This window comes from Oceanisphaera avium (assembly GCF_002157875.1).
Classification (GTDB): domain Bacteria; phylum Pseudomonadota; class Gammaproteobacteria; order Enterobacterales; family Aeromonadaceae; genus Oceanimonas; species Oceanimonas avium.
On record NZ_CP021376.1, the window covers coordinates 2701033 to 2716120 of the forward strand.

The following is a 15088-nucleotide window of genomic DNA, read 5'->3' on the forward strand; positions in this document are numbered from 1 at the left end:
TTATTAAATAAAGGGCGTTGTTTAGCGTCGAAAATTCAGATCTCCTTTAAACATCATCTCGACTCTTAATGTTATCCCTAATTGAGGGTCGTAATCTTCTTCTCGTGGAAAGTGTAACTCTGGAATAAGATCCACAAATAAAATATTTCTATGCAGATTACGACGATAATGAGTGTAAATATAGTAATCATGCAGACGAGGATCGGAAACACTTCGCCCCACAGCGGCTACGGCATAGCGCATTACACTGCGCGAGCCTAATAGCTGATTGATCTCAACGCCTTCTGAATATTCTAAAGTGTCTACTTCTTCTTGCCACTGCACGTTAGTGATAAAGCGCAAATGGTGATTTTCATCTAACGGGCGCCCTAAGTCCCACTTAGTGCGTACAGAGTAGCCCTCTTTATTAAACCAAGAGGCTCTATTATAAGACTCTAATTGCCACGGCGAGTCTAAGTCCCACAGCCGTTCACCGGTAAAACGTACATAAGGGTCTGGTGGCCAACGTACTTTAACCCCAGCGCCCGCTCTTAAATTCCACGCCTCTGTTTTATCTTTTTTACTGAGCTTACTTAATCCTAATATAGTGCTGCCTACGCTATTTTGATCATTACGAATACGATTGGTGCCTTGTTCTGATAAGGTTCCTGCGGTCTCATCTGGATCACTTTCAATAATAAAGCGCAATCTTTCTTTAGAGGTAGGTAAGTCTAAGCGAAAGCGCACCCCAGTTTTAGCATTAAAGCCGTCAGGATCGCTCCAGTCTACCTCTTGGCTAATACGTAAAAAAGAGTCGTTGTCTACTTCCATACTCTCTTCGGTACCAAAAAAACCGTCGATACTGCGAGAGCTATTTGTCACCCATTCTGAGACCGCATCATGCATAGGGGCTATATTTTCAATAGCCCAGTCTGGTAGATCGGTATCGTCTTTAGGATCCAGCTCCGTGGCCAACACTTGCGGCGCTAAGGCCAGTGAAATGGCGAGATAAATTTTTTTCATGGCGATGTCCCTTGGCCTTTTACTTAACGCTATGATTTTCGAGAGTAAAAAACCAATACCATTATTAATAAACGTGACGCGGATAGCGTAAACTGAGTATTTAAGTAGCTAATACTATGGTCATATATTCGTTTAGGCGAGGCGAGTTATTTTTAAACGGCCAAATAAAAAGAGCTCTATTAGTGACCTAGTGGCTAGCACTGGATTAGCACTGAGTGATCAATTCGGCTTGGTTAAGTATGGCTAGTAAGGCGGCGATATCTAAGTTAACCGTAGCTGTTGGCACTTGAAAATGAGTCGCAATAATCTCGCTTAGCTCTACTGCGGTGATGGCCTCTTGTTGCAATAATTGCCAAGCCACTTTGCCGCTAGAGTTAAGACGATGAATGGCACCACTTTCATTATGGATCAGAAATAACTCTTCAGCTAACGGGTAGCTAGTGACACTAGGTGAAGCAGTCCACTTACTATCTGCTTTTTGAACATAAATTTTATCTTGCTCATTAGTGGGTGCTGTAGGTGGTACCTTAATCAAGCTGGCTCGATTCATATTTTGTAAGTGAGGGTGTTTAATGACCTCGGCTAAGTAACGTGCACCGACTAAGGGCTCAGAGTAGCGTAATAGCAAGCAGGGTACACTTTGCATCAAGGGTAATAAGCGCTGTAAAAGTATTGAGGTTTGGGCTTCACGAGCAAAGTTTTGGCAAAGTAATTGTAATAAACCTTCCGCAGGCGGTAGGGTCACGACTTGAGGATGAGTAATGCTGGCATCGCGTTCTAATAAAACAATGGCACCTATTGGACAGCGCTCATCTAAATGGGCTAGGCCACCAGACTTTGGCAGCACAAAGCGATAGCGATCATCTTCAGGACCTGCATAACGGTTCGCATAATCCACAAACTCAGCGGAGAAACTCGCCGGTAAAGGTAAACGCAATCTAGGCGCAACGCCCATGGCAACCCCTTCGCCATTTTCTGTTAGCCCTAATACGTCATCCCCAAATAAACGATAGCCGGCTGCGGCAAAGGCCACGGACAAGGTACTTTTACCCGCTTTGCTACTTTCAGGAAATAGCACTAATCGCTGGTTGATCTCTACACTGGCACAATGTAGCCCTAAGAGCTCAGGTTGAGTTTGTAACCGCTCGCTTAAAAGATCGCCAACTAAGCTACAAGCCGCAGAAGCGGGGGAGGGGAGATGAAATTCATTAGCTTCATGCAAAGAACCTTGCCATAAGCCGGTAGCATCACGATAAATATAGCGCGTTGGCAAGATTGAGCTTGGCGGACTTACCTTGATAGGCCAGCTAGGCATAGCTTGCATTAGAGCCTGTACCACTTCTGGAACGCCATCAACCCGTAAGCAACGCCCCACATAAGGCAGCTCTAAATCGACGATATCTTGGTTCATTAACGGCGCTGAGGTCCTAAAATTGCATCTTCTAAGATACGAATGGGATCTTCTGTATACTCGCGAACGCGTTCTCTAGGGCGGTAATCATAACGGCTAATACGCGAATAACTGGGTCTTGAGTAACTCGGGTAAGAGTAACTGCTGCTCCAACTTCCCGCTTGAACTTGACCTATGCTAAACAGCGTAGGAGCCACATAGGCACCTGCGATGCCTGCGCCGATCATTGTTAATAATCTTCTACGAGTTTGGCGTTTTTGCTCCGTCTCGTTAAGTTTAGCTTGTTCATCTGCCGTTTGATTTTTATCAAGTTTATTATGCGGCATAGATGCCTCCAAATGTTTACTTACTACTAGCGATAATTCCACCATAACACTGGCTAAGCTTTGTCTCTAGCCAATGCGCGCAACCGTCAGACTTAAACTGTCGCTAATTAAGGTTTTCTTTAACTGTTTTGCCAGTAATAGCATAAGCCTGACTCGAATACTCGTTACACAATGCTCCTTATTGGTCTTTTCGGTTAACTGTTTCCTAGTTAATCCTTTCTTTAAGAGGAGCGTTTTTTCTTAAAGTACTTTTTAATGGCTTTATATTCATCTAGCTTTATCATTTTCTCTGATAGTTCTAATGCAGCTATAATAGAGATATGAGCGCCGTCTGCCGAATAAGGGATTTCCCTAGAATTAGCTACCAAGGTATCATTAGTAAATAATTTATCTTTATGAACGTAGATAAATTTATTATTACGTTGCGCAAGTTGAGCAAGTTGTTGTTCAACCTGATCGATGTATTTAGTGTTTTCTTCTTCGGCTATAAAAGATTTATTATCGAGTGCAGGGCCACCTAGTAAATGAGATATGTAATCCTCTCCGATATTTCTTTTATAAATACTAGGACTAGGTAGATATACCATCGCCGTTCCTTGCTCTGTAATATGATTAATCATATTGATGACTTCTTCGGGAGAAGTGTTTTCATAGTTAAGAAATGCGTCCCAGCGCGCAGAGATAAAGATCATATCATAATTTTTTATATTGTTTTCTACATACTCTCGATTAGCCATACATTGGCTATATCCTATGTGACTGGGTTCACCATTAAATTCCTTAGAAAAAGAGGGGTAACAAGAGTTTGTAGTAATGGCATCAATAGCAATGTTTTCGTATTTTCCAATAATATCTAATAGGGGCTCAAAGTGGCCTGCAAAAGAATCACCAAATAATAATACTCGAGACGTTTTTTTAGTTAAGCCGATTTTGCAGTTTAAATAATCATCGTCTGCTACCCCAGCACCTGGTGAGCCAAAGCAGTAACCGCTTTCGCGACTCGCCATATCATAAACCTCTAAGTTCCCTAATGCTTGTTGCTTGTTTTGATAATGACTGAATATTAAACTTCCTGAAGCGCATACTAATATAGCAACATACAGTACTTTAAGTTTAACTAAACTAAATATATTGTTTAAATCAAAATTAAATCTAATGCTTTCTATATATTTAAAGCTTAAATATCCTAACAAAACAGATAAGGGAATAGCTAAATAAGCAAGAGAGCTTTTTAATGAGAAATAATAAATAGCTACTACTAGTGGCCAATGCCATAAATAAATAGAGTAAGACCAGGCCCCTAACTTTTCAAATATAATATTTCCTGTAATTATACTATCGTTGCGCTGTGCTTGGATAATAAAGAAAGCGCCTACTACTGGGAATAATGCGATTAAACCTGGCCAAGGTGTACTTGCAGAGACAAAAAAATATGAGCCCAAAATAAAGGTCAATCCAGTTAGCTCTAACATTTTCTTTTGTCTGGTGGTGGTGCTAAAGGGGTACACATAAGCAAGCCCACCTACCATCATCTCCCACGCTCGACTAGAGAGTAAGTAGTAAGCGGAGCTGGGTGCAGTTGAAGTTAAGTAAATACAATATAAGAAACTAATGGCGCTAGCATAGATAATTATCTTTTTTAATGTTTGCTGACTAGTTAATTTATATAAAGCCAAAAGAACGAGAGGATATATAATGTAGAATTGCCATTCTACTGAAAGTGACCAAGTGTGAAGGAGCCATTTTTCAAGAGAAGAAGCGTCGAAATATCCCGCTTCATTAAGGTAAATAATGTTAGACAGAAAAGCCATACTACCTGTAACGTGCTTACCTAATAACTTATGCTCTAATGGCGTTAAATATAAATAACCAAAGATAAGAAGCGTTAAGCACAGTACGGCCAAAGCGGGGATGATCCTATTTGCTCTAGCTACATAAAATTTTAATAAAGAAAAATTTTCTTTTTCTATTCCTCTAAATATTATCCCAGTCATTAAGAAACCTGAAATAACAAAAAATACGTCTACGCCTGCAAATCCACCTGGTAGCCAAGTGGGATTAAAGTGAAAGATTACCACTGCTATTACTGCCAGTGCTCTTAATCCATTAATATCTTTTCTAAATTTCACAGCTTTATATCCATGATTAAAGTAATTCTAATTTATAAAATTATAATAATTAAAATTTAAATTAGATTCGATGCTACTTAAGAGAAATAGATATAGCAATGCATGTCAATCTAAGATAACTCTAATTTAGAGTTTTTTTAATTGGCTTTAGCTAAAGATAATCAGTGTTATTCAGTTATACTAGAAGAAGTTTTTTGTTCTAGTTAGGAGTTAGCTTTGATTAGTAATTGTTAATTAAGACTAGTCTACGCTAAGCTGTTACACGGCTCACTTAACGCCATAAGCAAGAACATCGATCAAGGAAGCTAAATTTTTAAGTCTATAGTGGCTGCTACTTTAGTATAAGTTAATAAGTTAGATATTAACGCGCTAATAGACGTCAAATAAAAAATAGTGGTTTGCGGCTATTTATGACGCATAAAAATAGGGGGGTTATTGCGACTATATTTGTCAAGTATGAGCATTATCTAGCAACATGTTATAGGTATTTTAATTAACAGGCTGGGCAGAGTTATTTGTTTTAAATGTTCAACTTTATTAAGTTACCAAATAATAGTAAGTCGATATATATTATTAGAAAATAAGAGTCACTATTAAATTATTTAATAGTGATATATGAGACACAAAAAAACCAGTTTGCGATTAAGCGAAACTGGTTTTTTGCACCAACGAAGTTGGTTTGTATGGTGCCGGCACCAAGAGTCGAACTCGGGACCTACTGATTACAAGTCAGTTGCTCTACCAACTGAGCTATGCCGGCTTAAATGGTGCCCGGAGACGGAATCGAACCGCCGACACGAGGATTTTCAATCCTCTGCTCTACCGACTGAGCTATCCGGGCTAAACATGCTGTAACAATGTTATATTAAAATGGTGCCCGGAGACGGAATCGAACCGCCGACACGAGGATTTTCAATCCTCTGCTCTACCGACTGAGCTATCCGGGCTAAACATGCCGTGACATCGTTATATTAAAATGGTGCCCGGAGACGGAATCGAACCGCCGACACGAGGATTTTCAATCCTCTGCTCTACCGACTGAGCTATCCGGGCTAATGGGGCGACATTACATAGGATTGGCTAACCCAAGTCAACCGCTTTTTCAAAGACATAGGCGTGTTTGCCTATGTCTTGAGCAAAGCGTTGCTTTAGTCTGCAGTTGGTGGTGTATAACCATCCACTTTTACTTCAGCGCCTTCAAATAAGTAGGCTATCATTTCTTGCTCTAGTAACTGTCTATGCTCTGTATTCATCATGTTAAGCTTTTTCTCGTTGATCAGCATAGTTTGCTTGTGCTGCCAAGCCGCCCAAGCTTCTTTAGAGATATTGTCATAGATGCGCTTACCCAAATCGCCGGGATAAAGTTGAAAATCTAGACCTTCGGCTTCTTTATTTAAACGCTGGCAAAAAACTGTACGGCTCATAATTCGTTCCTTGTTTGCAGTTCTGAGTAGGCCAGTAGCTTTTTAGTGGCTGCTGCTAAACCAACTGATGCGGGGTGTTCCAAGTTATACCAAAGTCGGTCGCCGGCGGCCATGATCTCATTGGTTATCTGTGGAATTTCTACCAGCCAAGGGCTGATATCTAAATGAAAGTGACTAAAAGTATGGCGAAAACCCGCTAATGGTTGGGGAGAGCTAGCGTAAGGGAAGCGTGTCAGCCACGCTATTAACTCAGACTTGGTGTTAAATTCAGGAAAGCAATAGAGCCCACCCCAGATGCCCTGTGGTGGTCGCTGTACTAACAGTAATTGACTACCTTGCTTGAGTAGTAAAAAATGCGCCTGTTTTATAGGCTGCAGCGTTTTTTTGGGCTTAGGGTTAGGAAAAGTGGTGGGCGTTCCCAGCGCTAGCGCTTGGCAATCTTCACTTACTGGGCATAAGTGGCAGTTGGGTTTAGAGCGAGTGCAAACGGTAGCGCCTAAGTCCATCATGGCTTGGTTATATTCGCTAACGCGTGCCTTGGGCGTGAGTAGAGCCACCTGCTGCCATAGCTCATTTTCCACGGCCTTTTTGCCTGGCCAACCCGCTTGTGCCAGCCAGCGCGCTAATACTCGCTTTACGTTACCATCTAAGATGCCATGATGTTGCCCTAGTGCCAGAGATAAGATGGCTCCCGCCGTTGAAACCCCGATGCCTGGCAGCGCTAGTACTTGTTCAAATTGCTCGGGAAATTCCCCATGATATTCATCGCGAATAATCTTGGCCGCTTTATGTAAATTACGAGCGCGCGCGTAATAGCCAAGGCCAGTCCATAAATGCAGCACCTCATCTTGTCCAGCATTGGCTAACGTCACCACATCTGGAAAGCGTGCCATAAAGGTTTGATAGTATGGAATGACGGTAGCGACTTGTGTTTGTTGTAACATGATCTCTGAGATCCACACCCGATAAGCCGTTTTATTTATTTGCCACGGAAGCGTTTTTCGACCATGTAGTTGGTACCAAGCTAATATGCGTTCGGAAAATGAGACTGTATGCACGATGAAAGCTATCTAAAAAATAATAAGCTGATCAGAGCATAATCACCGAAATTGCGCAAATTTAGCTCGTTTTGCGCCTTGAAAATCATCTTTAGTCTTAGGACCAGCTCACTATCAGCAAAGTGTGGTGGTGATATTTTAATGTGTACTTGGATATTTTTAATGGGGCACTTAAGTTGTGTGACCCCAGCGCAGAAGAATATTAAAAGAATAGGATGAGGGTTAACGCTAGCGCTTTAACTGTTGGCGTAATACGTTAAACTAAAAATAATTCCAGCCGCCATCCTAACGAAAGTTAAGATGGCGGTTTAAATTTTGTGATTGAACATTTAATGAATAAAAAATGGCTATGCATGCCCTGGAGAACAGATATGACAGATGAACAACGCGCCGAGTCGAACTGTGAGGCTGAGCCAGCAGAGACGACATTGCGCAAACGTAAAATTCGCAGCTTTGTATTAAGAGAAGGTCGCTTAACTAAAGGGCAAGAAAAAGCATTAGCAGAGCAGTGGCCAATAATGGGCCTAGACTATCAAGCGCAAGTAATTAATTTAGATGAGGTTTTTAAGCGCCAAGCACCGCGGGTCCTAGAAATTGGTTTTGGTATGGGTGGCTCATTAGTTGAGATGGCAAAAGCCGCTCCTGAGCTTGATTATCTCGGCATAGAAGTTCATACCCCAGGAGTAGGAGCTTGTTTAATGGCGGCGGCTGATGCCAACATTACCAATCTTCGAGTCATGTGCCACGATGCAGTAGAAGTATTTGAACAGATGCTCGCAGAGCAAAGCTTGGATCGAGTGCAGCTATTTTTCCCAGATCCTTGGCACAAAACTCGCCATCACAAGCGCCGTATCGTACAGCCTGCGTTTGTAGAAATGCTACGCAGTAAACTTAAAATCGGCGGTGAGTTTCATATGGCAACAGATTGGCAAAACTACGCCGAGCACATGCTTGAAGTAATGCAAGCCGCTCCGGGTTATGTCAACGCTTCTACTGCGGAAGATTATATGCCTCGCCCAGATTATCGTCCTTTAACTAAATTTGAACAACGAGGGCATCGCTTAGGCCACGGGGTGTGGGATTTGATCTTCACTCGTGTTGACTAACTTGGCCGCAAGGCAGCAATAGGCGATAAGTTAAGCCCCAGATATACTGTTTATATAAGGTTAATCGCGAAAGCGGTGTTTATAAAAGTAGTCTTTTTCTTTTTAGTTGTTAGCTCTTAGCTAGCAGCTTTTTCGAGGTGATAAGTGACTCAGCAAGTAGCATTTAATCAAGGACTGCTGGATTTTTTACAGCACTCCCCAAGCCCAGGCCATGCTGTCGCCAGCATGGTTAAAGAACTGGAAGCGGCAGGCTTTAAAGCCCTTAGCGAAAGTGACGAGTGGCAATTAACTCCCGGACAAGGATATTGGCTGGTACGTGAAGGGCGCTCTATTATTGCTTTTCGCTTAGGTGAGCAGCCAGTGGCAGAAACAGGGGTGCGCATGATGGGCGCTCATACCGACAGCCCTTGCTTAAAAGTTAAACCTAATGCAGAGCTGTTTCATCATGGTTATTTGCAATTAGGCGTAGAAGTCTATGGCGGCATGCTGCAACACCCTTGGTTTGATCGTGACTTATCCCTAGCCGGCCAAGTGCATTTTCAAGACGAAGCAGGAAAGCTGCAGGTGGCACTATTAGCTATAGAAAAGCCGATTGCTGTGATCCCCTCGTTAGCTATTCATCTGGATCGTGAAGCCAATAAAGACTCGACAATTAATGCCCAGCTTCATTTACCGCCTATTTTAGGTATGACTAAAGAAGAGCAAGCCAGTCCAAGTTTTGTGCTGCGAGAATGGCTGGCTCGTCAGTTACGACAAACTGGCCATCAAGTGACTCAAGTTATCGACTACGATTTATGCTTTTATGATACCCAAGCGCCTGCTTTAGTCGGTTTGGAGCAAGAGTTAATTAGCTCGGCGCGCCTAGATAATCTGTTATCCTGTTATACCGGCTTACAAGCGCTACTTTCGACCAGCTCCTCTTTAGCAGTCACCTCCTTGTTAGTGTGTAATGATCATGAAGAAGTCGGTAGTGCTTCTGCTATTGGCGCACAAGGGCCATTTTTAGAAAGTGTGCTGCGCCGCTTAAGCGGCGCCGAGCAAGCTTACCAACGCATGATAGCGCGTTCTTTATTTATCTCTTGTGATAATGCCCATGCGCTGCACCCAAATTTTGCTGATAAACACGATGAAAACCATGGTCCTCTTATTAATGCAGGGCCGGTCATTAAAGTGAATGCTAATCAGCGTTATGCGACTACCGCTGAGACCAGTGCTTTATTTAGTCATTTTTGCGACTTAGCGAAGGTGCCTTATCAGCGCTTTGTGGTGCGCGCCGATATGGGCTGTGGTAGCACCATTGGCCCTATAGCGGGTACTAAGTTAGGCGTGCGAGTAGTGGATGTGGGAGCGCCGCAATGGGCGATGCACTCTATTCGTGAAACGGCAGGTACAAAAGATGCGTGGTATTTAAACCAAGCGCTTCATGCCTTTCTTAACCAATGGCAGGGTGATTAAAGGGAAAGAGTGCTTATTTAGATTAGAAAATTTCCTATAAAGGCACTTAATACGACTCGCCCAACAATGCTGCCCCATTAACAAGGCGCCCATACTTTAAAAGTATGGGCGCCTTGTTAGCTTAGCGGTGGATGCGGTATTTACGCTCCTGCTCGTGCCAAATAGTGTGCATGTAATTGCAATACTTCAGCTTGTAATTGCGCAATGTCACTCTGGTCATTATTAAGCACATCATCTGCTGCCTGAAGGCGTTGTTCACGAGTCGCTTGCGTAGCAATAATGGCTTTTACTTGGGCGACTGAGCTGTTATCCCGAGCTACAGTGCGGGCTATTTGAGTCTGTTCGCTGGCATCTATCACGAGCACGCGGTGGCATAAATCGGTGAGATGATTTTCTACTAATAAGGGCACCACCAATAAGCAGTAAGCGGAGCGGGCATTTTGGCATTCTTTAATCATGCGCTCGCGGATCAAGGGGTGTAATAACGCTTCTAGCCAGTGGCGATGGCCATCACTTTTAAAAATGCGTTCGCGCATTAAGGCGCGATCTAAGCTGCCGTCTTTTTTAATCACTTCATAGCCAAAGTAAGCACCGATTGCATCTAATACCGGCTCACCTGGGGCGACCACTTCTCTGGCAATAATATCGGCATCTATTACCACTATGCCTTGCTCAGCAAATAGCTCGGCTACTGTGCTCTTACCGCAACCTATGCCGCCAGTCACTCCTACAATGTATGTCATAATACTAAACTCCAATAACGCTGTACTAAGGCTTCACCCCACACTAAATATACCCAACCAGCTAGCGCTAAAGCCGGGCCAAAGGGCAGGGTTAGCTCGGTAGTTAACCGTTTACTGGCCATGAGACTTAAGCCGATTATCGCTCCAGTCATTGAAGAGATAAGTAAGATAGGCAAGAGTGATTGCCAACCAAACCAAGCACCTAGTGCGGCTAATAACTTAAAGTCACCATAGCCCATGCCTTCTTTACCCGTCAGTAATTTAAACGCCCAATATAAACACCACAACACACCATAGCCAATGGCGGCGCCTAATACCGCCGAGGGCAAAGAAATAAATAAATCGTGTGTATTAATTAATAATCCTAGCCATAGCAGTGATAGAGTTAAGCTATCAGGCAATAGCAGATGATCCACATCGATCATGGTCATGCAGATCAACAACCAAGTAAATAATAATGCGCCCAGCAGGTGCGGGCTGGCCCCAAAGCGCCACACCAGAACGACGGCTAATACTGCGCTAGTCAGCTCAATAAGCGGATAACGCTTAGCAATGGGCGCCTGACAATAGCGACACCTACCTTTAAGCATAAGCCAACTAAGTAATGGAATATTATCAAGCGCGCTTAAGGCGTGCTGACAATGGCTACAACGAGAGCCAGGCGTACATAAATTAAACGTTACAGCGCTAGGAGAAGGGTGTTGGTGTAAGGTGACACAATCTTGCTGCCATTGCTGTTTTAGCATAATAGGCAAACGATAAATCACTACATTAAGAAAGCTGCCTACTAATAAGCTGATAATGAAGATAATAAAATAAAGCGCTAACATATCGCTAGCGAGCCACTGATAAAGCAGCGCCATGGTAAATCCTTGTTGTAAATAGAAGGGCGAGCGTGATTATTAATGAATAACGCTACCTAAGCTAAAGATGGGTAGATACATAGCAATCACTAACCCTCCCACTAGTACGCCTAGTATTAACATCATTACAGGTTCAATTAAACTGGCGAGTGCTTCAACTGTGCTATCTACTTCGGTTTCATAGATATTGGCTATTTTATGCATCATATCGTCGATGCGACCTGTTTCTTCGCCGATCATAGTGAGTTGGATCATCAACTCAGGAAAGAGCGGACTGGCTGCTAATGCTTGGTGTAAAGCAACGCCTGCAAGTACCTCGCTTCTGATCTGCAAGAGCGTGTGGCGATAAATCGCATTGCCACTGGCACCTGCTGCAAGTGTTAAACCTTCAATTAACGGTAGTCCTGCACTAAAAGTGGCGGCTAATGTACGAGCAAAGCCCATTAACGCCGCTTTGCTAAGGATATTCCCCAGTACAGGAAGCTTGAGTGCAACTAGGTGTTGATAGCGGCGTAATTTTACCGAGCGGCGCCGTATCGTAATAAAGCCGTAGCTGAGGGTGAACAATATTAGCGCCAAATAGACGCCATAATTTTGCAAGGCGCGTGATAAATCAATAATCAATTGGGTGAACCAGGGTAAAGGCGCACCAAAACTATTATACATTTGTGCAAACTGAGGAATTACCCATAGTAATAAAATAGCACTAACTAAGGCCGCCACTATCAGCACTAGTGTGGGATAAAATAAGGCTTTTCTAATTTTTAATCTTAAGCGCTCTGCTTTCTCTGCATAATCGGCTAATTGCTCAAAGGCGATATCTAGAGTACCGGTTTGCTCACCAGCATAAACTAAGTCTCGATATAAAGGAGTAAAGTGTGCAGGATACTTATGTAGCGCTTTTGACAACGCTTGTCCCTGTTCTACCTCGTTACACAGGTATAATAAAATTTGTTTTAAGGGCAGGTTAACCGTGGTGCGCGCAATGAGTTGTAGACTTTGTACTAGGGCAATGCCTGCATTTAGCATAGTTGCGAGCTGGCGCGTCATAACGGCGATATCACTGGGTGTTATGGTTGTTTTACCCAGCTTAAATATTAAGCGCCGTACTGGCTTAACGTGGGTTGCTTGAATGCCTTGGCGTTGCAGTTGGTATCTAACAGCAATTAAGCTGCTTTCCACCATAGTGCCTGATACTGTTTGGCCTTTGCTATTCATGCCTTGCCAGTGGTATCGCTTGTGTTGGCTCATGGGTCACCCAGTAACTAAAGCGTAAAAATAACTACTGCTATCATGATTGAGTAATACGATTAGCCTCGGTAAGACTAATAACGCCTGCTTTAACTTTGTTTAATGCCGCGTTTCGTAAACTAAGCATCCCCGCTTGCTCAGCGGCTTTACTCAACGCTAAGCTGTCGGCACCATTAAGCATCAGTTGTGCCAATTTATTATCCATCACTAATACTTCATAAACTCCAATGCGCCCTTTGTACCCCTCAGTGCACTGCGCGCAGCCTGTTGCTTGATAAAGAGTATCTTGTTGAAGGCTTACCAATTCACTAGCAGCAAGCTGACTTATTAATAACTGAGTATCAGGACAATCTTTAATATTATGGAGCGCCTCTAACGTTATTGGCGCTTTACAATGTGGACAGAGTTGGCGCGCTAGGCGCTGCGCTATAATTAAACTTACCGCTGACACAATATTATAAGTAGCAAGTCCCATATTGGTGAGCCGAGTTAGCGTATCTATGGCGGAGTTGGTATGCAGAGTTGATAATACTAAGTGTCCGGTTTGGGCAGCTTTTAAGGCCATGTCGGCCGTGTCTAAGTCGCGAATTTCTCCCACCATAATGATGTCTGGGTCTTGGCGTAAAAAAGCTCGCAACGCTTGGGCAAAGCCTAGGCCCGCTTTAGGATTAATTTGCAGTTGATTAATGCCCGGCATTACAATTTCTATGGGGTCTTCAGCGCTAGAAATATTGCAGCTGACCGTATTTAAAATATTGAGCCCTGTATATAAGGAGACGGTTTTCCCAGAGCCAGTAGGGCCTGTGACTAAAATCAAGCCTTGCGGTAAGTGCAATGCTGTTAAATAAGCCTCTTTTTGCTGCTCGTTTAGCCCAAGCTGGTGAATATCCAATTTAGTTAGCGCATTATTGAGTAAGCGCAGCACGATTTTTTCTCCGGCTTGAATCGGCATGCTACTGACTCGTAAATCTATGGCTTGATAGCGATTAAGCGACAATTTAATCCGGCCATCTTGGGGGAGTCTGCGCTCAGCAATGTCTAATTTGGCCATCACCTTTAGTCGCGCGGCAAAGCGCTGAGCAAGTAACTTAGGAGGAGAGGCAATATCGTATAGCAGACCATCAATACGAAAGCGGATCCGATAAAAATGCTCATAAGGTTCAAAATGAATATCAGAGGCCCCTTTTCGCACCGCATTTAACAGCACCTGATGGATGTATTGCACCAAAGGCCCGTCATCTTGCTCATGAGGGCTTAACGGTGTGCTTAGATCTTCACTTAATTGCTCGATGGCCGTGTCGTGAGTTAGATCAACTAAGGGCGCGTTATTTGGGTTTTGCAGTTGGGTAAGACGTAGGGCTAATTGCTCCTCTTCCACTAGCTGGAGCTCAGTCACTATATTAAAACGAAAACTAAAATCTTCTTGAGCTTGGATTTGACTGGGATCAGAGGTCGCTAAATACAAGATATTATTCTTAATGTGGGTGGGCAGCACGTGATGACGCTCAATGAGATCTAGGCTGAGATAATGTTTAGGAAGCTCAGGGTAGGACTCATTCGTTAAATCTATTAACGCTAAGCCATAATGTTGGCTGCAAAAATGCGCTAAGTCGTAGCTCGTTATTAATTTATGTTCTATTAACACGCTAATCAGTGGTTGAGCCGCTTGTTGAGCCTGAGTCATAGCCAGCTCTAACTCAGCCGGCTCCAAGATGGCCGCTGCCAGTAAGCTCTGTGCTAAGCCGCTGCTATTCAACATAGATTGGCAGCAATGCAGGTGCTGCTATCATCATTTTTCCAAATTACGCGACCATTCTCCTCAGTGCCTAATAATATAAAGGTCTCATCATTAAGCTCATTAGTGGCCGTGGCGGTTATAAGCCAAGTCCCTGAGCTAGCTCCATCTGCTACTGCTACGCTTGCAACGTAATCAGTGGTGATACCTGAGTCAATTTTTTGAGAGTTAGTAGTCGTATCGTAACCCACGGCGTTATTACCTGCCGCCATACAGTCGGTGCCGTTAATCTGGACGCAAATATCGATGGCCGTTTTAGCCGGTCCCACGGCGGCAATCACTTCTGAAAAACGAGCGCGCTTTATATAACTTTGGTAAGCAGGGAGGGCAATAACCGCTAAAATTGCGACAATCGCTACAACTATCATCAGTTCGATAAGAGTAAAACCGCCATTAAGGCGTGAAGGAGTAGGCTTGGTCATAGAGTCATCCTTGACGATATAGCAACTCATCCTGAGTTGCGGTGTATGTCTTTTAAAAGATAGCTCTAAAAGCGAAAATAACTACCTTCACAATGAGACTGAC

At 43.3% G+C, this 15088-nt stretch carries 13 protein-coding genes and 4 tRNA genes; 2 read left to right on the forward strand and 15 right to left on the reverse strand.

All coding sequences use genetic code 11. The features are described from left to right. Positions 1-21: 21 nt before the first annotated feature. From CBP12_RS12490 to mutY, 10 genes are all read right to left on the reverse strand, one after another. A complete protein-coding gene (locus CBP12_RS12490) occupies positions 22-1002 on the reverse strand; it encodes a hypothetical protein (protein ID WP_086964896.1) in 981 nt (326 codons plus the stop codon). Between the two features lie 205 nt (positions 1003-1207). Beyond that, complete coding sequence (locus CBP12_RS12495; protein WP_086964898.1) at positions 1208-2413, reverse strand: PqqD family peptide modification chaperone; 1206 nt, start codon at positions 2411-2413, stop codon at positions 1208-1210. Next, positions 2413-2739 carry a hypothetical protein gene (locus CBP12_RS12500; protein WP_086964900.1) on the reverse strand — a complete coding sequence of 109 codons (327 nt, stop codon included), beginning with the start codon at positions 2737-2739 and terminating at the stop codon, positions 2413-2415. The genes CBP12_RS12495 and CBP12_RS12500 overlap by 1 nt, the downstream gene beginning before the upstream one ends. Before the next feature lie 221 nt (positions 2740-2960). Further along, positions 2961-4868: an acyltransferase family protein gene (locus CBP12_RS12505; protein WP_086964902.1), complete on the reverse strand. Its 1908-nt coding sequence runs from the start codon at positions 4866-4868 to the stop codon at positions 2961-2963. A gap of 684 nt (positions 4869-5552) precedes the next feature. Beyond that, positions 5553-5628: transfer RNA gene (locus CBP12_RS12510), tRNA-Thr, on the reverse strand. Between the two features lie 5 nt (positions 5629-5633). Continuing rightward, positions 5634-5709 (reverse strand) — tRNA-Phe (locus tag CBP12_RS12515). 30 nt (positions 5710-5739) lie between these two features. Beyond that, a tRNA-Phe gene (locus tag CBP12_RS12520) sits at positions 5740-5815 on the reverse strand. 30 nt (positions 5816-5845) lie between these two features. After that, positions 5846-5921 (reverse strand) — tRNA-Phe (locus tag CBP12_RS12525). Positions 5922-6016: 95 nt separating this feature from the next. Then, positions 6017-6292, reverse strand: coding sequence for an oxidative damage protection protein (locus CBP12_RS12530; RefSeq protein WP_086964904.1), 276 nt, complete (start codon positions 6290-6292; stop codon positions 6017-6019). Next, positions 6289-7350, reverse strand: coding sequence for an A/G-specific adenine glycosylase (mutY, locus tag CBP12_RS12535; RefSeq protein ID WP_086964906.1), 1062 nt, complete (start codon positions 7348-7350; stop codon positions 6289-6291). The genes CBP12_RS12530 and mutY overlap by 4 nt, the downstream gene beginning before the upstream one ends. Before the next feature lie 371 nt (positions 7351-7721). Between mutY and trmB the strand changes: the two genes are divergently transcribed. Continuing rightward, complete coding sequence (gene trmB, locus CBP12_RS12540) at positions 7722-8456, forward strand: tRNA (guanosine(46)-N7)-methyltransferase TrmB (protein ID WP_086964908.1); 735 nt, start codon at positions 7722-7724, stop codon at positions 8454-8456. 144 nt (positions 8457-8600) lie between these two features. After that, entirely contained in the window at positions 8601-9911 is a 1311-nt protein-coding gene (locus tag CBP12_RS12545; RefSeq protein WP_086964910.1) for a M18 family aminopeptidase, read from the forward strand. A gap of 140 nt (positions 9912-10051) precedes the next feature. Here the strand turns inward: CBP12_RS12545 and coaE are convergent, their stop codons facing one another. The 5 genes from coaE to CBP12_RS12570 are packed head-to-tail and all read right to left on the reverse strand — an operon-like array spanning position 10052 to position 14985. Further along, positions 10052-10654 carry a dephospho-CoA kinase gene (coaE, locus tag CBP12_RS12550; RefSeq protein ID WP_086964912.1) on the reverse strand — a complete coding sequence of 201 codons (603 nt, stop codon included), beginning with the start codon at positions 10652-10654 and terminating at the stop codon, positions 10052-10054. Continuing rightward, a complete protein-coding gene (locus CBP12_RS12555) occupies positions 10651-11517 on the reverse strand; it encodes a prepilin peptidase (protein WP_086964914.1) in 867 nt (288 codons plus the stop codon). Before CBP12_RS12555 ends, coaE begins: the two co-directional genes overlap by 4 nt. A 39-nt stretch (positions 11518-11556) precedes the next feature. Beyond that, positions 11557-12768 (reverse strand): type II secretion system F family protein, encoded by a 1212-nt coding sequence (locus CBP12_RS12560; RefSeq protein WP_086964916.1) that lies wholly within the window; start codon positions 12766-12768, stop codon positions 11557-11559. Between the two features lie 40 nt (positions 12769-12808). Continuing rightward, on the reverse strand, positions 12809-14527 hold the full coding sequence (gene pilB, locus CBP12_RS12565) for a type IV-A pilus assembly ATPase PilB (protein ID WP_086964918.1): 1719 nt from the start codon (positions 14525-14527) through the stop codon (positions 12809-12811). Further along, a complete protein-coding gene (locus CBP12_RS12570; RefSeq protein ID WP_086964921.1) occupies positions 14521-14985 on the reverse strand; it encodes a pilin in 465 nt (154 codons plus the stop codon). The genes pilB and CBP12_RS12570 overlap by 7 nt, the downstream gene beginning before the upstream one ends. Between the last annotated feature and the right edge of the window lie 103 nt (positions 14986-15088).

Bases quoted from the DNA above. Each gene is read 5' to 3' on its own strand.
- CBP12_RS12490 (WP_086964896.1), bottom strand. From the start codon at position 1,002: ATGAAAAAAATTTATCTCGCCATTTCACTGGCCTTAGCGCCGCAAGTG.
- CBP12_RS12495 (WP_086964898.1), bottom strand. From the start codon at position 2,413: ATGAACCAAGATATCGTCGATTTAGAGCTGCCTTATGTGGGGCGTTGC.
- CBP12_RS12500 (WP_086964900.1), bottom strand. From the start codon at position 2,739: ATGCCGCATAATAAACTTGATAAAAATCAAACGGCAGATGAACAAGCT.
- CBP12_RS12530 (WP_086964904.1), bottom strand. From the start codon at position 6,292: ATGAGCCGTACAGTTTTTTGCCAGCGTTTAAATAAAGAAGCCGAAGGT.
- trmB (WP_086964908.1), top strand. From the start codon at position 7,722: ATGACAGATGAACAACGCGCCGAGTCGAACTGTGAGGCTGAGCCAGCA.
- coaE (WP_086964912.1), bottom strand. From the start codon at position 10,654: ATGACATACATTGTAGGAGTGACTGGCGGCATAGGTTGCGGTAAGAGC.
- CBP12_RS12555 (WP_086964914.1), bottom strand. From the start codon at position 11,517: ATGGCGCTGCTTTATCAGTGGCTCGCTAGCGATATGTTAGCGCTTTAT.
- CBP12_RS12560 (WP_086964916.1), bottom strand. From the start codon at position 12,768: ATGAGCCAACACAAGCGATACCACTGGCAAGGCATGAATAGCAAAGGC.
- pilB (WP_086964918.1), bottom strand. From the start codon at position 14,527: ATGTTGAATAGCAGCGGCTTAGCACAGAGCTTACTGGCAGCGGCCATC.
- CBP12_RS12570 (WP_086964921.1), bottom strand. From the start codon at position 14,985: ATGACCAAGCCTACTCCTTCACGCCTTAATGGCGGTTTTACTCTTATC.